This is a genomic window from Enterococcus sp. DIV2419 (genome assembly GCF_051711865.1).
In the GTDB taxonomy this organism is placed as follows: Bacteria; Bacillota; Bacilli; order Lactobacillales; family Enterococcaceae; genus Enterococcus; species Enterococcus faecalis.
The window spans coordinates 1,635,837-1,656,465 of the sequence record NZ_JBIONS010000001.1; the positions used below are offsets into that span (position 1 = coordinate 1,635,837).

Genomic DNA, 20,629 nt, shown 5'->3' on the forward strand with positions numbered 1-20,629 from the left:
TTAAAAAATAACTCCTTTAATCAGCCATAAATAAGAGATAAGCTCTAATAAAATAAGAGAAATTAAAAACAACCAAATAAAACGCTTACAAAAACCTGTTTTCGTTTCAATAAAATAATGACTATACGCTAACGCAAAAGCAATCCCAACAGGCAAAAAAATCATGGCACCAATATTAAACGGCAGATTGAAAGTCCATAATAAAACACTCGGCAACAGGACACCACATAAGAGCCCCATACTAAAAAGAAAACCGGCACTTTTAACTGAAAACTTAGGAACCATTGCTTGATTGTTTTCCATTTCAATTTCGCTCCTTTCGTTTGTTATTTTGTTACATTTAAAATTATAAGCTATTAAAAATATTATTTCAATCTATTCGCTAATTTAATACTAATTTTAAAATAAAAAACCAGTTCACTGAGTGAACTGGTTTTATGCTTATTCGACAAATTCAAATTCAAAATTACCAATCCGAACAATGTCGCCATCTTTCGCGCCACGTGCTCGTAATGCCTCATCGACACCCATACCACGTAATTGACGTGCAAAACGCATTACTGTTTCATCATGATCGAAATTCGTCATTTCAAATAATTTTTCTAATTTTTCACCAGATAAAACCCATGAAGCATCTGGTTCACGATCAATCGTAAATTCTGGACCTTCTGGTTGGAATCCATAACGAACGGTTTCTTCCTCTACCACTTCATCTTCATATAATGGGAATTCAGGCGTTACTTCCAACAAGTCAGCTGTTGCATTTAATAAAGGTTCAATACCTTTACGAGTAACCCCAGAAATTGGGAAAATAGGTAGCTCATCGGCATACTCATCGGTGCGTTCCTTCGCAAGTTGCTCTTTAAATTTCGCTAAATTCTCTTCTGCTTCAGGCATGTCCATTTTATTGGCAACAATAATTTGAGGTCGTTCCATCAAACGTAAATTGTGTGAAGCCAATTCTTTATTGATTGCCAAATAATCTTCGTAAGGATCGCGTCCTTCCATGCCACTCATATCAATGACATGTAAAATAACACGCGTCCGTTCAATATGGCGTAAGAACTGTGTTCCTAAGCCGACACCTTGAGAAGCTCCTTCAATTAAGCCTGGCAAATCTGCTGCAGCGAAGCTTCGACCGTCACTAGTAGTCACCATTCCTAAGTTTGGAACTAACGTCGTAAAATGATAGGCACCAATTTTCGGACGAGCGGACGAGATAACAGAGAGTAACGTTGATTTCCCTACAGAAGGAAACCCAACTAAGCCAACATCTGCTAAAACTTTTAATTCTAATTCAATTTTACGTTCTTGGCCCGGTTCGCCGTTTTCGGCAATTTCTGGTGCAGGGTTTCTTGGGGAAGCAAAGCGAATATTCCCACGACCACCGCGTCCGCCTTTTGCTACTACTAAGGTCTGACCATTCTCAATTAAATCCCCAATTAAGGCTCCAGTTTCTGCATCACGAACTGTTGTACCTGGTGGAACTTTGACAAGTAAATCTTCTGAACCACGACCGTGCATTCCTTTACTCATACCATTTTCTCCAGGTGTCGCCTTAAAATGACGATTAAACCGGAAATCCATTAATGTGCGTAATCCTTCTTCAACAACTAAAACAACGTCGCCACCGCGACCGCCATCACCACCAGCGGGACCCCCGTCTGGTACATATTTTTCTCTACGGAAAGCAACCATTCCGTCGCCGCCTTTACCAGCTTTGACATCAATCGTCACTTGATCTAAAAACATGGACATATAATTTGTCCTCCTATTCTACTTCTACTATCTTTAATCACCTCAAAAAGCGTGATTCGAAAGTCTTTATTATTGTATCGGGAAAACAACCGTTTGTCTAGCAATTCTAGTTAGTTATCGTTGGAAAAAGCAAAATTTCTCATGAATCTTTCGCTTTCTTTTTGTCGCTTCGCTATCAGTCTTTTGACAAAAAAATTTTAGAGGTTCATACTATAGATAGTTGAAGAAAATCACTTTTTCAGCAAGGGTCCAAAGAAACACAAACATCTAAAGGAGGAATTTTTGTTATGACAGTCAAAGTAGGAATTAACGGTTTTGGAAGAATTGGTCGTTTAGCCTTTCGCCGAATAAAAGAAGTTTCTGATGATATTGAAGTTGTGGCAATCAATGATTTGACTAGCCCAACAATGTTGGCTCACTTATTACAATTTGACTCTACGCATGGCACCTATCCTGGCACCGTGACAGCCACTGAAAATGGCATTGTTGTTGACGGCGAAGAAACCCGTGTCTACGCAGAACCAGATGCAAGTAAAATCCCTTGGGTTAAAGAAAACGGAGTAGACATTGTGCTTGAATGTACAGGTTTTTATACCTCTGAAGAAAAAGCACAAGCTCATTTAGATGCAGGTGTGAAACGTGTGGTTATCTCTGCTCCTGCAGGCGCAATGAAAACAATCGTTTATAACGTCAATGATGATACACTTGATGCCAACGATAAAATCATTTCTGCCGGTTCATGTACGACAAACTGTCTAGCACCGATGGCTTACTTTTTAAATAATGAATTTGGTATTGAAGTTGGGACCATGACAACTGTCCATGCCTACACATCAACACAAATGCTATTAGATGGCCCTGTTCGTGGCGGAAATCTTCGTGCGGCACGCTCTGCTGCAGACAATACTATTCCCCATTCAACTGGTGCTGCTAAAGCAATTGGCTTAGTTATTCCAGAACTTAATGGAAAATTACAAGGCCATGCCCAACGTGTTCCCGTTGTGGATGGATCCTTAACAGAATTAGTTAGCATTTTAAAAACAAAAGTAACAGCTGATCAAGTAAATGAAGCAATGAAAAAACACACCATTGATAACCCTTCTTTCGGTTATGATGATCGTGAAATTGTTTCTGGAGACATAATCGGCACGACAGAAGGTTCGATTTTTGACCCAACGCAAACAGAAGTAACGACAGCTGGCGATTTCCAATTAGTGAAAACTGTGGCTTGGTATGACAATGAATATGGTTTTACTTGCCAAATGATTCGCTTATTGGAAAAATTCGCTAATTTATAATGCCAATAAATAAAAAACTGCCTTGCATAAATTAATGCAAGGCAGTTTTTTTAATGTTTACTTTGACAACTTTGACAAATACCATGAAAAGTTAAGCGATGATCTTTGACTAAAAAATGATACCGACTTTCAACAATTTGCTCTACTTCACCAAGCAAGTCTTCTTCCACTTCCTCAATTGTGCCACATTCTAAGCATAACAAATGGTGGTGAAAGTGTTTGGCGCCTTCTTTTCTTAAATCATAGCGAGCTAAACCATCGTTAAAGCTCACTTTATCAACGACTTTTAAGTCTGTTAAAATTTCTAGCGTTCGATAGACTGTTGCTAGACCAATTTCCGGACTTTTTTGTTTTACCAAGAAGTAAATTTCTTCTGCTGATAAATGATCTTTTTCATTTTCCAATAATACAAGTACGGTTGCTTCCCGTTGTGGTGTTAATTTAAAGCCTGATTCATGTAATTGTTTTTTTGTCTTTTTTAAAGCAGCAGTCGAATCCATTATTACAGCTCCTTGTTTAGAATGATTACAAATTAAGAAACCTAATTTATCAATCAAATTAAAATAATTATAAAAGAAATAACTGTAATTTGCAAGATATTCTCAATTAGCTACCTTAATTTTTTTCTTTTGATTGTTCCAACGAGCCAATTAGAATTGTTTTACCATCTTCTTGTTTAATTAATTTTTGTTTCATTAAATGGCCTAAGGCGCGTTTAAATTGAGCTTTACTAATGCCAAAGGTTTGTTTAATTTCATCAGGACTTGATTTATCGGTGAAAGGAATTTGGTGATCGTTTGCTCTTTCTAAGAAAGTTAGAATCATTAACGCATCATCGCTGATTACTTCATGACTTCTTGGTTTTAATGAAAGATTCAATACGCCGTCCGGCCGCACGCCAATCACACGTCCCACTACTTTTTCACCTAAACGTGGTTCCTGGAATCGTTCAGAAGGATGGATAAATCCAATGTATAAATCATCAGTTAAAATATACGTTCCTGCAAGTTTCAGACGATACACATGCCCAGTTAAGTTTTTGTTTTGCATTTCAGCATTCCCGCGTTTTGCCATTGCTTTAAAGACTTTTTCATCTGCTAATTCGCCCCAAATGCGGTCTTTACTGTCCACTTTTAAAGTAACCATTACTCGGTCTTCTTTTTTAGGCCAAAGTTCCCGCATAGTTGGTAATTCATCCAACGAAATAACTACATCTTTATCTGGTAAGCCAACATCCACAAAGACACCTAAATCACGTCTCGTTCCTGTGACAGTACCAAAGCCATAGCTACCAATGCGCACAGTAGGAATTGTAGTTGTCAGTACTGGCTCTTGTTTTTGATTTAAATAACCAAAGCCTTCTACAGCCTCTCCTATGGCATGCGTACCTTCTTCTTTTTTTAAACGGAATGTGATGCCATTTTTTTGAACAAAATAAAATTGTTCATTTTCATCGACCACAATGCCGGTAAATGTTGTTGCTAGTAATTCTCTCATTTATCATTAACTCCTCAAGGAAAATCAATCGAACAAAAGATTTCCGCTTTTGTTCGATTGTTTCTATTTTCTTTTATTGCCCTGCATTACGAGAAGCGTTCCCTTTGAACCAACCTGTTTTAGCATTGATTGTAACTAAATACATGTGAACATTTTTCTCTGTAGTGCCTTCTAATAATTTTGATTGATTGTTTGTTGCATAAAGATTGTAGTAACCTTCGCCATTCACAATTTTGGCAGGTTCTAAAGAATATCCGCCAGGAACCACATAGCCACGAGCAATCACTGTGTCTAAGACTTTTTCTTTCACACCTGGTGCCCATGTCCACGCTGGATTGCTACTATCAGCGATATCGGCAGCATCTGGCGCATAAAGCGGACTAGTGTAAACCCCGTCACTGTTCGGCGCCGTGTAGCCATTCGCTTCTGTTTTTGCTGTTTCTTCCTTCTTAGCGTTCTCTTTTTTCGCGGCAGCAGCTTGTTTCGCTTGTTCTTCTGCTTGTTTTGCTTGCTCTGCGGCAGCTTGTTCTTCTGCAATTCTTTTCTGTTCTTCTTCAACCTTGGTTAACGCTTGGTCAGCTGTCGTGACTTGTTTGACCAGTTCTTTTTTCAGCTTATCACTTGTTACTTTATCTACTTCTGCCTTAGCAGCTTGATACGTGTCTCGATTCAGCTGATTGGTAGTTTTTCCATCTTTATAAATGACCTCAACCGCTTTTTTAGCTTTTTGTAATTGGTTGTATTGTTGGTTCGCTTGATCGATTGCTTGGTTCATCAATTGGTCAAATGGATCATTTCCTGTTAATTTCTTTACGGAAATTGGTTGATCAGCAGCTAGAATCGCCGGTTTCAACTCATTGCCATTGACAATCGGGGCCTCAAATAATTGGTTGATTTGTTGAATGATTTGTTGCTTCTCTTTCAATGTTTGAATTTGTTTATTTAATTGAGAATACTCTTCTGAATCTTTAATTTCCGCGACTTGTTTTGAGAGTTTTTCTGGACTAACAGTCACCATATCGGGTTTAATAAAAACTTGCTCTTTCGTGGTATAAAAGGCTGCTAGTTCATCTTTCAGCGTATCTGTTTTCTTGGATAGTGCCGCCGCCTCTTGCGCGGCAGCTTTTTGCGTTTGATCATGATACGCCCAAGCACTACCTCCAGCTAATAAAACAACCGCAAGCGCAACGAAAGCCACTTTTTTTGATGGTTTCTTTGGAGCAGGCGCTGGTTGAGCATTCCCAGTTTCATTCATCGGTGGTATCACACCTGAATCTGAAACTTTTTCCTCGGTTGTATCAGCTTCGCTCGGTTCCTCTAGCGACGCTGCACTTGTTAACCCTTCTTCAGAATCTGAAATGGATTCAGTTGGTGTTTCGGCTTGGGTTAATACTGCCTCACCGCTTTTTTCTAACTCTTGGGTCTCTGCTGTTTCTTCTGATGGATTTTCAGACATTTCTGTATCTGCTCGATGCGCTTGAATATAAGCTTGCAAAGTTTCGTTTGGTGTTACATCTTGATCTTCTATCGGTGGTTGTGAAAAAATTTCTTCTTCAGAAGTGGTAGAGATAACTTCAGTTCCTGAAATCTCTGTTAAAGCTTCCTCTTCTGACTTCACTGTCTCAGATACCTCAGCTGTTTCTGCTTCAACAGTAGTTGTTTCTTCTGTTGTTTCCTCTAAATTAACTGCTTCGTCCGTTGCTAGTTTTTCTTCTGTTGAATGAGTAGGCATCGCTTCTGTCGCTGGTATCGTTTCCTCCACCGAATCATGAGTCTCCTCACTAGCCCCTTCTTGAAGCACTGCTTCTGAATCAGAAACATCCTCTGAATCAGAGACTATTAAGTTATCTTCTATCGACTCTTCTTTTTTGTCATCATTACTTTCTTCTTCAGGTGATTCGCCAAACAGTTCCATCACATGGCCTAAGCTCATATCTTTTAACTCAGACCATTCAATATTCTCATTTAATTGATCTTCATGTTGTTCATTTTCCTGTGTTTTAAAATCTATATTTGTTGAAGTCGTTTCCGCTTCTTCTTTATCAACTGTTGTGTCAGTTAGTGAATAGCCACATGTTGGGCAGGTCGTTAATTCTGCATCGAATTCGTTCCCGCACTTCGGACATTTCTTTGTCATTCTTCCGCCTCACATTCTGCTAATATTCCATTACTTCTAATTTACCACAACTTGCGCCTTCTTCCAATAACTAGCAATGACATTTAGAGACTTTTTAAAAATCAAAAGCGGCTCTTCTCGCATGCACGAAAAGAGCCGCTAAACGGTATGTTTATTCTAAAAAGTCTTTTAATTGTTTTGAACGAGAAGGATGTCTTAGTTTTCTTAACGCTTTTGCTTCAATTTGACGAATACGTTCGCGAGTGACACCGAAAACTTTTCCGACTTCTTCTAGCGTACGTGTCCGACCATCATCTAAACCAAAACGTAAACGTAAAACATTTTCTTCACGGTCTGTTAAAGTATCCAGAACATCTTCTAGTTGTTCTTTTAACAATTCGTAAGCTGCATGTTCAGCAGGACTTGTAGCATCTTGGTCTTCAATGAAATCACCTAAATGTGAATCATCTTCTTCACCAATTGGTGTTTCTAAAGAGACTGGCTCTTGTGCGATTTTTAGGATTTCACGAACTTTTTCTGTTGGTAAATCCATTTCCGCACCAATTTCTTCTGGCGTTGGTTCTCTACCTAAATCTTGCAATAGTTGGCGTTGAATCCGAATCAATTTATTGATTGTTTCAACCATGTGAACAGGAATTCGAATTGTTCTAGCTTGGTCCGCAATTGCCCGCGTAATCGCTTGACGAATCCACCAAGTAGCATACGTAGAGAATTTGAACCCTTTACGGTAGTCAAATTTTTCAACAGCTTTCATTAAGCCCATATTACCTTCTTGAATTAAATCCAAGAATTGCATACCACGACCTACATATCGTTTAGCAATTGAAACAACCAAACGTAAGTTAGCTTCTGCTAAACGTTGTTTTGCTTCTTGATCGCCTTCTTCAATTTTAAGTGCCAATTCAACTTCTTCTGCAGCAGTTAATAATTGAACGCGCCCAATTTCTTTTAGGTACATACGCACGGGATCATTAATTTTAACACCTGTTGGCGCAGATAAGTCTTCTGCTTGGGCCTTTTCCGCTTCTTTTTCATCTTTTTTCAAGCTATGTTCACTTGGGTCTCCATTTTCATCGACTACGCTGATACCAGCATCTTCAACTTTTTGGATTAATTTTTCCATAGCTTCTGCATCCAAAGTATACGGTGTGGCTAATTGATTCGCTAAATCATCATAAACCACTGTTCCTTTAGGCTTGTTTTCTTTGATAAATGCTGCCACTGCAGCTTCATATTTTTTACTTGTTTCTTTTTCCATGAAAGAAGGCCCCCTTCATTTTTCGGTTCACGCTTGAAATAACTGATAAATCACTGGGACTTATCAAAATAAAATGAACAAAACGCTTAGTTCTATTCATTTATTACTTAAGTAAATGTTCGTTGAGCTTTAAGCTGTCGAGCCAATTGGATAATCTCCATTGTTAATTCGGCTTCAAGCTGTTGATTGCCCACTCGTTTTGCTTCTTGCTGTTGAATCTTTTTCTGCTCAATTGCCTCTGCAATACTTGATAAGGCAATTACATGTAATAAATCGGCAACTTCTCGCTCAGAGCTTTCTTCCGATAAATTCTGATACGCAATTTCAATTGCTAATTGTTTGGTTTGATTATCTTGCAAGAAATTAATAAAATCGGCAATGTCGAAACTTTGATGCAGTGTCGCATAACTTTCTAGCAAGAAATATAATTCTTGGTATTCATCATGAGCGAACGAAAAATCTGGCAATTGTTGAACGGTTTGCCGTACTCCTTGTTCATTCATTAAACGAAATAATAAGGAACGTTCTGCTTTTTGAACTTGTGTTAACGGTAACTTGTTCTGGACGTGATTCTCTTCAAAAACAGGTTCTTCCATTGGTGGTGGCATCATTTCATCTTGATAAAATTGTTGCCTTTCTTGCCGTTGGACTGAACGTTGCTCTTGCTTCAATTGATTGAATTGCTCTTCCAAACTATGAACAGAAAGTTGAAATTCCTGAGCAATTTGGTTTAAATAACGATCACGTTCCAAGGGAGATTGAACATTGGTTAACTCCCGTAACAATTCGTTCACATAATCCAATTGTTCTTTTTCGTTATTCATGTTTCTAGTTAACCGATGATAATTCATTTTAAAACTAAAAACTGTTTCTCGGCCATGATTGGCTAAATTTTGAAAAGCTTCTGCGCCATATTTCCGCACATATTCATCAGGATCCAGCTTTTCAGGGATGCTGACAATACTCAAGTCAAAATGACTGTTTTCTTGCAATAATTGAATCGCACGGTTTGTGGCTTGAACACCGGCATTATCGCCATCGTAACAAATAACTACTTCCTTAGCGACCCGTTCCAAACGCCGAATTTGTTCATTGGTCAAACTAGTCCCCATTGAAGCCACCCCACTTTTTACGCCTGATTGCCAAGCAGCGATAACATCCATGAATCCTTCAAAAAGCAAGACTGTATTTTCTTTACGAATTTCTTTTCTGGCTTTATCAAAGTTAAACAGCGTTTCTCGCTTATTAAAAAGTGTTGTTTCAGGACTATTCAAGTATTTAGGCATCTCATCCCCTGGAAAATCAGCTGTTTTTAACAAGCGACCAGAAAAGGCGATGACATTGCCTTGGGGATCATTAATTGGAAACATGATTCGTTGATAGAAACGATCCAAAAACGTACCGTTATCTCTTTGGACAAACAGCCCCGAAGGCTCAAAAAGCGCTTCATCCAGTTGTTCATTTTTAAAAACTTGACTTAAGAAATCACGTTTTTGCGGCGCAAATCCAATTTGAAAGGTCTCAATTAGTTCTTGTGTTAACCCCCGCTCTAATAAATAGTTTAATGCGGGTTCGCCAATTTTAGTATTCACTAAAATATGATGGTAAAGTTCTGCGGCTTTACTATGCAGTTGTAACAAACTCCGTCTTTGTTGGTTTTCTGGGGTATCCGCTACTTCACGCGGCTCTGACCAATCAAAGTCCACAGATAAATGTTCCAAATCTGCAACACGTTTCACGGATTCTGGAAAACTAATGCCTTCAATTTCTTGCAAGAAATTAAAAACAGTTCCACCTTTCCCGCAGCCAAAACAGTGAAAAATTTGTTTGTCTTCTGCTACTGAAAATGAAGGGGAACGTTCTTCGTGAAACGGACATAAACCCATATAATTTTTACCGGATTTTTTTAACTGGACATACTGCCCAATAATATCTACTATATTCGTTCGGTGACGAACTTCCTCAATGACTTCCTGAGGAATGCGTTGTGCCATTGTCCTCACCTCCTAAGAATAGCATTGTGCTAACTCATGTGATTGACCGTTTAAAAAACGCACTGTCATTTCAGTGCGAATTCCAATGGACACATTTACACATGATTTATTGTATCACATAATCTCTGTTTTTCAAGTATCTTGTTTCAACTCAACAAAAAAAGAAAGTATCTAGGACAAAAGTCATCCTGACTCCTGCCCCAGACACTAACTCTTAAAATAATCAGTTAAACATCAAGCTTGCTCCGACTTCCTTCAAGATTTAAAGAAGAACTGCATTTCTGGAGACGAATGCTTTTAGCTCAACCTCTGCTTTTTATAAATCTTTAATTGTTTTTCCAGCACGTTTCATTTGTACGAAACCAATTGTTACACGCACTACAATATTAATGGCCATCATAATAAAGAAGAGACCCATTGTTTGCGAAGTTAAGAAACCAATTTCTAAAATGTTGTGGAATAACATAGCTGCTACATAAATACCAATAATGGTACTGAAAACCAAGAAAATGCGTAATGGATTTAAAGGCAGACATGCTCGAACAACAGCCATACAGCTAATTCCAACTAATAAATAATACATTAACGTCGTGGTGTCTAAAGAAGAAAATCCTTGATTTTGTCCAATCAGATAAACAGCAATGATATTCGCTACAACTAAAAGCGCATTAACAGACGCATTTTTCAAAGCCGTTGGTAAAAACTTCCCGACAACTTTTCGTTTGTCCCCTTCGAAAGATAAGAAGAAAGCAGGATATCCTTCAATTGCTAAATCAATCAAGGTCACTTGAATCGGAATGAACGGGAACGCAATGGCCGTTAAGGCACAAATGATTGAGAGAATAAACGAATAAATCGTTTTAATGAAGAAAACGCTGGAAACTCGGGTTACATTATTTACCACACGTCGTCCTTCAAACAAGACATCTGGTAACGTTGTAAAATCAGAATCTAGTAAAACTAGATTAGAAATTTGCCGAGTAGCGCCATCTCCCTCTGCCATGGCGATACTACAATCCGCTTCTCGTAACGCTAAAACATCGTTGACGCCATCGCCGGTCATCGCCACCACATGCTCTGTGTCTTTCAACTCACGTACAATGGTTCTTTTTTGCTGAGGCGATACACGTCCGAACACTGTGTATTGCTGAACTGCTTCACGCACTTCTGCTTCTGTCGTTTTGGTCGACAAATCAATATAAGACTCATAACCGGGTAGCCCAGCACGACGAGCAATATTTGAAACAGTTACCGGATTATCACCAGAAATTACTTTTAAGTCGATTCCTTCTTCTTTTAGATAAGCCAGTGTTTCTTTGGCATTTTGGCGAATTGGATCGTCAATTTCTAGAATTGCTAATGGCTCTAAATAAGGCATTTTGGTTTCGTTTAACGGTTGTTGTTCCGCAATGGCTAACATCAAGACGCGATACCCATTCTCTTGTGCTGTAAAGACAGCTTCTGGCAACCGACTATCGTCTACCAAACGCTCAGGAGCCCCTAAATAAACTGTCCCAATTTCTGGAAATTCAATAGCTCCCCATTTTCGTTCAGAAGAAAAAGCCAAGACTTCTTTTGCGCCAAATCGATTGGATACTTCATAATGATCACGAATTGCTTGCATTGTAATATTATTATCTGTACTTTCAGATAGGTAGCTTCCGATAATCTGCGGGAAAAGTTCTTCATATTTGTCATGCAAGATAATCGCCTTTTGCACTTTCATTTTACCTTCTGTAATCGTTCCAGTTTTATCTAAACACAAAGTGTCCACATGGGCCAATGTTTCAATTGAGTACATATCTTGTACTAGAATACGTTTTTTGGCTAACTTAATGACACCTGTTGTCAGCGCAATACTAATCAATAGTACTAATCCTTTTGGTAACATCCCTAACAAAGCTGCTGCAGAAGCAACAACAGATGTTTTGATGCCAGCATCTCTTAACCAAAAAGCTTCAACAAATAAAATAATCCCTAGAGGAATAATCACCCAACTTGTAAATTTAGAGACTTTACGAATCGAATTGACTAACTCTGATTGAATTGGTTTATGCACTTTGGCTTCTTGGGTGATTTTCACAGCATAGTTTTCGGCACCAACGTGGATAACACGGGCATAGGCTTGTCCGCTAACAATGAAACTTCCAGAAAGCAAGGTATCGCCGATTTCCTTTTCAATTAAATCTGATTCACCTGTTAACAACGCTTCGTTCGCTTCTACTTTACCGTCAATAACTTCCATATCAGAAGGAACTTGTTCCCCTGCAGAGATAATAACAATATCTTCCATAACTAGTTCTTTTGTATCAATTTCTTGTCGTACGCCATTTCGAACAACATGAACATTTTCTTTTGCCACAATAGATAATTTTTGAACTAAATTACGGGCATGAATTTCTTGGAAAATCCCGATTGACATGTTCACAATAATAATCGCTAAGAAAGCCAGATTGGAATACGCTCCGACAAATAGTAAACAAACAGCGATTGCAAAGTTTAAAAAGTTGAATAACGTCATGACGTTATCAAAAATAATATCTTTTGTAGATTTTGCTACATTTTCCTCATAATTATTTTGAAGGCCTAACTCTTTCTGCTTGGCAACTTCTTCTGTACTTAACCCTTTTTTCAGGTCGACTTTATTCAACATCCAGCTCTTTCCCTACCTTTTCAATTAATCAGTTACATCCCTTCTAGTTTACTTGCATTTTCATGAAACTGCAAGAAAAGCCTAAAAAATTCCTGTAAGTTGAAAGAATTCTTTAGACTTTTCTCGTTTTAATTTAACTTTTCAATAAACCAACGATTCATTTTGACAATTTCCGCATAGAACATATTGCCACCATTTTGATAAAGGTAACCACCATTGTAAACTAACGCTTGCCAACGATAATAACGATATTTCGTATTTTGGTCATTTCCTAGCAACGGTGAAAGGACTTCTCTTGAATATTCTTCTGCTAACTCTGTCGTGTGTTTCCCGCCGCGTTCTTTAACAAACTGAATATAATTCAGTCCATAATTATATGCTTGTACGCCTGTCCATTCATCACAGCCAGCTTCTTTTGCTTTCGTTAACGCTTCCGCGAGAAATTTGACGCCATGTGCGATACTTTCCTCTGGTGTTTCAATCACTTCTTGTTGTCCATAAACACTTTCACTGCTCTGCATAATATCGCCAGATTTCCCTTTAGATTCTGTATAGATAATCGCTAAAGCTAATGTTTTGTATTCAGGTATTTTATTTTTTTTGACTTCTGCTTCTACTTGTTTTTCAAAGGTCATTACCGTTTCAACATTTTGATGTATTTTATAGCCAAGATAGCCAAGACCAGCAACTAAACCAACAAAAAAAAGTAGCATGATTTTATAAATTATTTTTCTTACTCTACGCATCGAATCATCCAAACTTTTTCTTTTAAGATACGTTCTATGTTACTTGAAATAACTGAAAAAAGCGAAGTTTTTGTTACTTCTTTAGTTTTATTTAATAAAAGTAACTTTTTTGTGAACAAACCGTAACTTCGCAAGATTGAACGTTTTCACCTAGAATAGAATAACAAGTAATTTTGTTCTATTGACGCTTATTTATTGCATCAAAAAAAGCCCAGATAAGAATGAACAAAATTCTTTTCTAGGCTTGACTTTATACAACTTATCTATTCTTTTAACAAACAGTCAAATGTTTTATGGAATTTTTTTCCCAGTCATTTCTTCATAGTCTCTACTCATCATTCTCCAAGCTTTTTCAATATCTTCATCTAATCCAAATAATCCGCTTCTACCAACAATATAAATATCAGGTCCTGCAGCATCAATTCGCTTAAATGAATTTCTATTCGATGAGCCATCCATTTCAATTACATAACGATAACTTTTTTCTTCACGTAAATTACGAAGAGCAACAATTTTATCAAGTGTTCCTTCAATAAATCGTTGGCCAGCAAAGCCTGGATCAACGGTCATGATTGTGATTTTATCCAACAATTCAATATATGGAAAGATTGATTCAATAGGCGTTTCGGGATTAAGGACGATCCCTGCTTTAAGATTAGCATTGTGAATTTGGTCAATTAGGCGAAATGCTAGACCATCTAAAACCTCTGCATGCATACAAATCCATTCACATCTGATATCTACTAGTTGTTGTACCCAAAAGCTTGGATTCGTAACCATTAGATGAGCAGATACTGGGAGCTTCGAAATTTTTCTTAACTCCTCAATAAACCACGGAGATAGCGTGATATTTGGCACATAGTGACCATCCATAATGTCTATGTGATACGAAGCAACATGATCATTCAAAAAGGTGATTTGTTGTTTAAACTTGTCCAAATCCATCGTCATTAGTGACGGAGAAAATTCAACTTTGTTCATTCTAATTTTCAACTCTTTCTATCTGATTATTTGGTTGATGTTTTTGAAAATTTTTCTAACTCGTTATATTCAGACGTTGACACATCTCTGACAGGCAATATAAATTGCATTAATTTTGTTACGCTTTTTCATTTTGTTTAGAAAATTTGAATATCTTCCAAGTTTATCTCCTCTTCTTCTTTTTCTACTAAAGCTTCCATATCTTTCTCAGTTACATCTTTCTTAATAATAGCTAAAACTAAACCGGTAACCACAGCGTTTACAACAATTGCAATAATGCCAGCCAGCGGTTTACTCATTGTTGGAATCATTAAAACACCGCCAAATGGAACTGTCGCATCTGCCCCTAAGATCATTGTTGTTGCGCCACCCATGAAGCCGCCAATCGCTGTAGCAATGACTCCTCGGACAATATCATTCATAACTAAAGGAATAACACCTTCAACAATGTTAATCACGCCCATTGGTACGGCAGACTTTAACGTTTCAACTTCTAGTTTTGTATAAATATTTTTTCTAAATAATTTAGCAAAGAAGAAAGCTAATCCAAAGCCTATTGGCGTTGCTGTATTTACTAATTGCAATGCTGTAATTGGTCCATTAAGTCCTTCCGCTTGCATTGTCAAAACAAAGGCAAAAACAGTTTTGTTAATGGGTCCGCCATAGTCTATACCACTTAATAAACCAATTACACCACCAAAAATTAATAATGACGAGTTACCTAAGCTATCTAAAAAGTTCGTTAATAATGAAGTAAATGCCGTTATTGGGGTCCCGATAATATATATCATGATTAATCCACCAGTAATTGAGGTTAAAAATGGAATAATTAATGTGGGCATTAACCCTTTCGCCCAGTTTGGTAATTTCACATATTTTAAAATAGCTAATACAAGATATCCTGCCAAGTAACCACCTAAGATACCACCAATAAAGCCAGCGCCAACTGCATTCGCAGTTAAACCAATAATAAAGCCTGGAGCAATTCCAGGTTTACCGGCTATTGAAAAAGAAATGCCAGTAGATATAACAACCGGAAGTAAGCCTAAGCCAGCGCCACCCATAGTAGCTAAAGCATCCCAAAGCGAAAATTCACCTGGTACCAAGGTTCCTTGACTTGAGCCACCAAACCCCATACCAATTGCAATTAAAAAGCCAGCACCACAGACAATTGGAATTAAATATGAGATTGCTGTTAATAAATGACCTTTAAGATTTAACTCTTTTAGTTTTTTCATTTTTATCCTCCTAAACATTGTTCTTTTATTTTATTTTCTATTTAAAAAAATTGCTGTTATGAATTCTTCTGTAGAAAATATCCACAATATGCTGTCTTAGTAATTTCATTAAGAGAATGCCTTCACTACATCCTCTGGCGATTTTGATTGAAGGAATTCTCTCACTACTTCATCATTTCCGAGTTTTCTGGCAAACAATGATAATAGTTTAAGATGGCTAGTTGTTTCTTTATGATCATTGCCCACAGCAAAAAGAATGATTCCTTTTACGCCATTATCATCTAAAGATTCCCAAGGAATTTCTGTACTATTAATACCAATGGCCACGCCTATTTTTTTTACATACGCACTTTTGCCATGTGGAATGGCTAGATAGTTTCCGATGCCTGTTTGGCCTTCCGCCTCTCTAACATAGATATCTTTTATAAAGCCTTTTTCATCTGAAATATTGCCATTTTCAAGCAAAAGATTGGCTAATTCTTTTAACGCTTCCTCTTTTGTATTTACATTCATATTCGTTTTAACGGTTTTTAAGTCAATGATATCCTTTACTTCCATTACAATTCCTCCTAGAAGGTTACTTTTCTTGTGTCATAACTTCTTCTGCTTTTTCAATTAGTTTAGTGGGTGATTTTACAGCAACTTCTGTAGGTACTTGAATGATTCGTTTCCCATCAAAACGCTCTCTTCCAGAAATTTTTACATCAATGGCTAATATAACAATGTCCGCTTCCTTAATTTGTTCATCCGTTAGTTTGTTTTCAATCCCAATGGTCCCTTGTGTTTCTATATGGATCTCAACTCCTGCTTTTTTTGCAGCGTTCTCCAATTTTTCTTGTGCGATATATGTGTGAGCAATTCCTACTGTGCAGGCTGCTACGCCGACTATCTTCATTATTTTTCCTCCTCAAATTTTTCTATAATTTTATAAAAATCTGTTTCTGTTTTTAAACGCAACAACTTTTCTAAGAAGTCTTCATTTGCTAATTTTCTAGTAAATCGACTGATTTCTTTTTTTACTTTTAACTGTTCATTTTCTTTTAGTAAGATGACAATAATTAATTTCACTTGCTTAATGTCTGCCGTCCATTCTTGGATTTCTGTTTTTAAGCCAATCAGATATATTTCACTTTTTTTCAAGAGTGCATTTTCTAAATGTGGCAAGACAATTTGCTCTGCAATCTGATTACTTCCCATCTTCTCACGATTTACCAAAGATTCCTCAATCTGCTTTTTTTCTTCGGGCGTTAACAAAGGTGCTGCTGTTTCTGCAATGAATTGATATACTTGCTGTTTTGAAAGAAGTTCTTGGTTTAGGAAAACTTGGTATAAAGGATTAACGTTCATGATAGATTTCCTCAACTTTTCTTTGTAATCGATACTGATCATCCATTGTAAACATGGCACTTACCAACAATGATTTAATGGGGACCTTTTCCTGTAAATGAATCGTTGTAAGAATCAATTCAATATCAGAATAATCTTTTAATGATTTCTTTATATTTCGTGTGGCAATAATTTCAACAATTTGTAATTCAGGGAATTTCTTTTCAACTTTTACTCTCAATAGTTCTGAAGTTCCAATTCCAGTGGTACACATAATCAAAGTACGAATAGGTAACTGATTGGTTTCAATCATTCGCGCAAAATACAATGTAATAAACCCATTCTCATCTTCGTTTATAGCCGGCAGTTGATAGTTTTTACTTACTTGCTTAGAAACTTGCGCAATTTTTTCGAAAATTGTTTCATACGTCATTTTTATTTGATCCAATAAACTATTCTTAACATGTATGCCGTTTTCAAGACGATTTATCATTGGTTTTATATGACTAGCCAATTCAAGAAGTAGCTGATCATTATCAGTTAAAATTTTTAGTTGTGCACTCATTTCCTCTAAATAAAATTGAGTAATTTGCATTACTTTGAAAGAAAAATTAGTTACTTTACTAAATGAACCTTGCATCCTAGAAGAAACCAAATATTGATATAAGTAATAAATTTCAACGTTAGGCAGTCTCTTATTTAAATAAGTTTCAATCTGTTGAATCGTTGTTTGCGCGACCTTTTTGAGTACTAAGTCCTTTGTTAATTCTTGTTCTTCTTCGTTAGATAATTGGTATTTTTCAGAAATAGCTACTTTTCGTGAACGACTAATTAAGATATAAAGATGCGAAAAGATGTTTACGTTATATGGATGTGGAATAGTAATATCCAGTTTCTTTTCAATGTTCCTGACTTGATCTAACGTAAAAAGGACATCATAATTATTAAAATTTAATGCTTTGTTGTTTCGAAGATCCTCAATATCGATAATGTTCAACAGTTGTATTCTATCGGAAATGGCTTTCCTGATAGCTCTTTCCTCACCGATAATTGCCAACGTTCGATTTTTCCGTTTGAGTGTTAAATCATATTTCTTTAAATCTTCGGATAATTGTTGTTCATCGCTAAATATCACAGAATCGCCAACATAATATCTTGCAAATAATTCATAAACATTTTTAGCTTGTGGAGAAGCTAACAACAATTCCTCCAGAATTCGATTGCGTCTTTCCCTTGGCGAAAAATCACTTTCTTTTTCGGCTAAATGTCGATTCTGTTCCATAAATCGTTCATAGTCTAGCTTATATCCTCGTCCTTTCTCAGATAATATGAGTGAACCTTCTGAAAATTCATCGTTAATTGTTTTTATCAAACGATAAACTGTCTTAGGAGAAGTACTTAGGCAGTTTGCCAATTCTTCTGCAGTCATATAATCTTGTTTTTTTGAGAGAAGTAACAACAATTTTTGTCCACGTTCTTTTTTCGAACTCATAGCAACCCCTCCTTAATATATTTATTATAATCCATATAAAAGAAAACGCTTCCTTGTTTTTTGTCCGTTACATTGGCCATTTTTGTGAGTAGTTAAAGTGTTCAATTATGCGAAACTTTCTAAGGCTATTTATAAATAAAAACCTGTAGAGCAAGCGATTTTTATTACTGGCTCTACAGACACTAATACTTTCAAAGAATACAAAAAAAGGGCTGCCTTGCGGCTAGCCCTTTTTTACTTTTATTTTACGGTAACATTCCCGATTACATCATTTATTGAAGTCGTTTGACCTGCTTTTTGTAAATCGTATTGAGCAACGATATCTTGATTTGTGAAAACAACAATTAAATCTGATTTTTTGCCAGCTTGTTCTAATGCGGCTAAATCAATGGTTGCAATTTTATCGCCTTGTTTTACAACTTGGCCTTCTTCAACATGTAATGTAAATGGTCCACCTTGTAACTCAACAGTATCTAGACCCATGTGTAATAATACTTCAATGCCTGAATCTGTTTGGATACCTAACGCATGTTTTGTTGGGAAAATGCTAGTAATTTTACCAGCAACGGGTGTTGAAACTTCGCCGTCTGTTGGTACGACAGCAAAACCGTCACCCATCATTTTTGCTGAGAAAACATCATCTGGTACTTCAGAAATAGGAATAACTTTCCCATTCGCTACAGAATATAATTCAGTTTCTTTCGTTGAAACTGGTGCTTTTTCTTCAACAACTGGTTGAGAAACAGGTGTTTCTTTGACTGGTGTTGCTGGCGCTTGGTGGTTATATAATCGTTGCATTTCGTCAGCAACAAATTGTACTTCCGTACCAACGATCACTTGGATATTGGTGTCATCAATGACTTTCACACCTGGAACCCCAGTTGCTTTAATTTTTGCTTGATCCACTTTGCCTGTATCTTTCACTGTTAAGCGTAAACGAGTTGTACAGTTATCAATAGAAGTTACATTAGCATCAGCGCCTAAACCATCATAAATACGACGAGCTAGAGAAGCAAATTTGTTGTCGCCTTCTGCAACATCTGGCATTTCTTCGCCATCGCCTTCTTCACGTCCTGGTGTCATTAAGTTAAACTTAGTGATTGCAAAACGGAAACCGAAGTAGTAAATTGCTGCAAAGACAAGTCCTTGAACCACCAACATCATTGGATGATTCGCGACTGGGTTTTTTAAACTTAAGAAGAAGTCTACAAAACCTGCACTGAAGGCAAAGCCAGCTGTCCAATGCATAAACGCAGCGAATGCTAAAGAAATACCTGTAAAGACTGCATGTAAAACATATAAAGGCCAAGCAACGAACATAAATGAGAATTCTAAAGGTTCAGTTACGCCTGTAAAGAAAGCCGCAAAACCAGCAGCTAACATTAATGAAGCTGTAACTTTTTTCTTCTCAGGACGTGCACATTGATAAATAGCAAAAGCGCCTGCTGGTAAACCAAACATCATTACTGGGAAGAAACCAGCTTGATACATACCCGTTTGTCCTACAATTGCTTTACCAGTATCTAACGCTTGTTGACCAGCTAAAAAGTTCCCAATATCATTGATACCAGCAACATCAAACCAGAAAACAGAATTCAAAGCATGGTGTAAGCCTGTTGGAATTAATAGTCGGTTAAAGAAACCATACAAGCCAGCTCCTACGAAACCTAAACTAGAGATTCCTTTACCAAAAGCAACTAATCCGTTATAAACAACTGGCCAGAAGAAGAATAAGACAGCTGAGATTGCTAACATCGAAATAGCTGACATAATAGGAACTAAACGTTTTCCACTAAAGAATGATAAAGCCATTGGCAATTTCACACCAGAGAAACGATTATACATTGCCGCGGCAACTAAACCAGCGACAATCCCGACAAAGACATTGTTGTCCATGCTGTTGAAGGCTGGGTTTACTTCAGCAATATCCTTGAAGCCTTTAATGGCTTGGATAGAAGCAGGCGCTAAAACAGTTTTTGGTACTAAATAAGCGACTAAACCAGCTAATGCTGCCGATCCATCTTTATCTTTTGACATTCCTAACGCTAAACCAACCGCAAATAATAATGCTAAGTTGTTTAAGATAGCCAAACCACCATTCATTAGAAAAGTTGTGGCTGGACTAGCGCCGATTGTTCCCACGATCCAGTTGGCAATACCGACTAATAAAGAAGCCGCCGGTAATACAGCAACTGGTAACATTAACGAACGTCCCATTCTTTGCATATACGCTTTCATTATACGTAACTCC

17 protein-coding genes are annotated in these 20,629 nt (G+C 37.1%); 1 reads left to right on the top strand and 16 read right to left on the bottom strand.

The features are described 5' to 3' along the window. Together IGI97_RS07690 and obgE are read right to left on the bottom strand one after the other, a co-directional pair. Positions 1-303 carry a hypothetical protein gene (locus IGI97_RS07690; RefSeq protein WP_002357636.1) on the bottom strand — a complete coding sequence of 101 codons (303 nt, stop codon included), beginning with the start codon at positions 301-303 and terminating at the stop codon, positions 1-3. Between the two features lie 138 nt (positions 304-441). Next, positions 442-1,758: a GTPase ObgE gene (obgE, locus tag IGI97_RS07695; RefSeq protein WP_002384537.1), complete on the bottom strand. Its 1,317-nt coding sequence runs from the start codon at positions 1,756-1,758 to the stop codon at positions 442-444. A 287-nt stretch (positions 1,759-2,045) separates the two neighbouring features. Between obgE and gap the strand changes: the two genes are divergently transcribed. Next, a complete protein-coding gene (gap, locus tag IGI97_RS07700) occupies positions 2,046-3,056 on the top strand; it encodes a type I glyceraldehyde-3-phosphate dehydrogenase (RefSeq protein ID WP_002357638.1) in 1,011 nt (336 codons plus the stop codon). A 50-nt stretch (positions 3,057-3,106) separates the two neighbouring features. Here gap and fur read toward each other — a convergent pair whose 3' ends face one another. The 14 genes from fur to nagE form a co-directional block, all read right to left on the bottom strand. Then, entirely contained in the window at positions 3,107-3,556 is a 450-nt protein-coding gene (fur, locus tag IGI97_RS07705) for a ferric iron uptake transcriptional regulator (protein WP_002357640.1), read from the bottom strand. A gap of 115 nt (positions 3,557-3,671) precedes the next feature. Continuing rightward, a complete protein-coding gene (locus IGI97_RS07710; RefSeq protein WP_141410147.1) occupies positions 3,672-4,553 on the bottom strand; it encodes a CvfB family protein in 882 nt (293 codons plus the stop codon). Positions 4,554-4,626: 73 nt separating this feature from the next. Then, positions 4,627-6,690: a cell division site-positioning protein MapZ family protein gene (locus IGI97_RS07715; RefSeq protein ID WP_438738343.1), complete on the bottom strand. Its 2,064-nt coding sequence runs from the start codon at positions 6,688-6,690 to the stop codon at positions 4,627-4,629. A 151-nt stretch (positions 6,691-6,841) separates the two neighbouring features. After that, positions 6,842-7,948, bottom strand: coding sequence for an RNA polymerase sigma factor RpoD (rpoD, locus tag IGI97_RS07720; RefSeq protein WP_002360364.1), 1,107 nt, complete (start codon positions 7,946-7,948; stop codon positions 6,842-6,844). Between the two features lie 107 nt (positions 7,949-8,055). Next, positions 8,056-9,942 (bottom strand): DNA primase, encoded by a 1,887-nt coding sequence (gene dnaG / locus IGI97_RS07725; RefSeq protein WP_010822804.1) that lies wholly within the window; start codon positions 9,940-9,942, stop codon positions 8,056-8,058. 316 nt (positions 9,943-10,258) lie between these two features. After that, complete coding sequence (locus IGI97_RS07730) at positions 10,259-12,595, bottom strand: cation-translocating P-type ATPase (protein ID WP_438738345.1); 2,337 nt, start codon at positions 12,593-12,595, stop codon at positions 10,259-10,261. A gap of 128 nt (positions 12,596-12,723) precedes the next feature. Continuing rightward, positions 12,724-13,341: a lysozyme family protein gene (locus IGI97_RS07735; RefSeq protein WP_438738347.1), complete on the bottom strand. Its 618-nt coding sequence runs from the start codon at positions 13,339-13,341 to the stop codon at positions 12,724-12,726. A 291-nt stretch (positions 13,342-13,632) separates the two neighbouring features. Beyond that, positions 13,633-14,322 (bottom strand): D-allulose 6-phosphate 3-epimerase, encoded by a 690-nt coding sequence (gene alsE / locus IGI97_RS07740; RefSeq protein ID WP_142956387.1) that lies wholly within the window; start codon positions 14,320-14,322, stop codon positions 13,633-13,635. Between the two features lie 137 nt (positions 14,323-14,459). Then, the gene (locus tag IGI97_RS07745; protein ID WP_101731772.1) at positions 14,460-15,560 is read right to left on the bottom strand and encodes a PTS fructose transporter subunit IIC; all 1,101 of its coding nucleotides are present in this window, start codon (positions 15,558-15,560) and stop codon (positions 14,460-14,462) included. A gap of 108 nt (positions 15,561-15,668) precedes the next feature. Beyond that, positions 15,669-16,118, bottom strand: coding sequence for a PTS sugar transporter subunit IIA (locus IGI97_RS07750; protein ID WP_085366381.1), 450 nt, complete (start codon positions 16,116-16,118; stop codon positions 15,669-15,671). Between the two features lie 19 nt (positions 16,119-16,137). Next, positions 16,138-16,455, bottom strand: coding sequence for a PTS fructose transporter subunit IIB (locus IGI97_RS07755; RefSeq protein WP_002408519.1), 318 nt, complete (start codon positions 16,453-16,455; stop codon positions 16,138-16,140). Further along, entirely contained in the window at positions 16,455-16,907 is a 453-nt protein-coding gene (locus IGI97_RS07760) for a PTS sugar transporter subunit IIA (RefSeq protein ID WP_002384546.1), read from the bottom strand. The genes IGI97_RS07755 and IGI97_RS07760 overlap by 1 nt, the downstream gene beginning before the upstream one ends. Further along, positions 16,897-18,378 (bottom strand): BglG family transcription antiterminator, encoded by a 1,482-nt coding sequence (locus tag IGI97_RS07765; RefSeq protein WP_438738352.1) that lies wholly within the window; start codon positions 18,376-18,378, stop codon positions 16,897-16,899. Before IGI97_RS07765 ends, IGI97_RS07760 begins: the two co-directional genes overlap by 11 nt. Positions 18,379-18,618: 240 nt before the next feature. Beyond that, positions 18,619-20,616 (bottom strand): N-acetylglucosamine-specific PTS transporter subunit IIBC, encoded by a 1,998-nt coding sequence (gene nagE, locus IGI97_RS07770; RefSeq protein WP_425135841.1) that lies wholly within the window; start codon positions 20,614-20,616, stop codon positions 18,619-18,621. Positions 20,617-20,629 lie beyond the last annotated feature (13 nt).

Bases quoted from the DNA above. Each gene is read 5' to 3' on its own strand.
- fur (WP_002357640.1), bottom strand. From the start codon at position 3,556: ATGGATTCGACTGCTGCTTTAAAAAAGACAAAAAAACAATTACATGAA.
- rpoD (WP_002360364.1), bottom strand. From the start codon at position 7,948: ATGGAAAAAGAAACAAGTAAAAAATATGAAGCTGCAGTGGCAGCATTT.
- IGI97_RS07765 (WP_438738352.1), bottom strand. From the start codon at position 18,378: ATGAGTTCGAAAAAAGAACGTGGACAAAAATTGTTGTTACTTCTCTCA.
- IGI97_RS07760 (WP_002384546.1), bottom strand. From the start codon at position 16,907: ATGAACGTTAATCCTTTATACCAAGTTTTCCTAAACCAAGAACTTCTT.
- IGI97_RS07750 (WP_085366381.1), bottom strand. From the start codon at position 16,118: ATGGAAGTAAAGGATATCATTGACTTAAAAACCGTTAAAACGAATATG.
- IGI97_RS07690 (WP_002357636.1), bottom strand. From the start codon at position 303: ATGGAAAACAATCAAGCAATGGTTCCTAAGTTTTCAGTTAAAAGTGCC.
- IGI97_RS07715 (WP_438738343.1), bottom strand. From the start codon at position 6,690: ATGACAAAGAAATGTCCGAAGTGCGGGAACGAATTCGATGCAGAATTA.
- nagE (WP_425135841.1), bottom strand. From the start codon at position 20,616: ATGAAAGCGTATATGCAAAGAATGGGACGTTCGTTAATGTTACCAGTT.
- gap (WP_002357638.1), top strand. From the start codon at position 2,046: ATGACAGTCAAAGTAGGAATTAACGGTTTTGGAAGAATTGGTCGTTTA.
- IGI97_RS07730 (WP_438738345.1), bottom strand. From the start codon at position 12,595: ATGTTGAATAAAGTCGACCTGAAAAAAGGGTTAAGTACAGAAGAAGTT.
- obgE (WP_002384537.1), bottom strand. From the start codon at position 1,758: ATGTCCATGTTTTTAGATCAAGTGACGATTGATGTCAAAGCTGGTAAA.
- IGI97_RS07710 (WP_141410147.1), bottom strand. From the start codon at position 4,553: ATGAGAGAATTACTAGCAACAACATTTACCGGCATTGTGGTCGATGAA.
- IGI97_RS07735 (WP_438738347.1), bottom strand. From the start codon at position 13,341: ATGCGTAGAGTAAGAAAAATAATTTATAAAATCATGCTACTTTTTTTT.
- dnaG (WP_010822804.1), bottom strand. From the start codon at position 9,942: ATGGCACAACGCATTCCTCAGGAAGTCATTGAGGAAGTTCGTCACCGA.
- IGI97_RS07745 (WP_101731772.1), bottom strand. From the start codon at position 15,560: ATGAAAAAACTAAAAGAGTTAAATCTTAAAGGTCATTTATTAACAGCA.
- alsE (WP_142956387.1), bottom strand. From the start codon at position 14,322: ATGAACAAAGTTGAATTTTCTCCGTCACTAATGACGATGGATTTGGAC.
- IGI97_RS07755 (WP_002408519.1), bottom strand. From the start codon at position 16,455: ATGAAGATAGTCGGCGTAGCAGCCTGCACAGTAGGAATTGCTCACACA.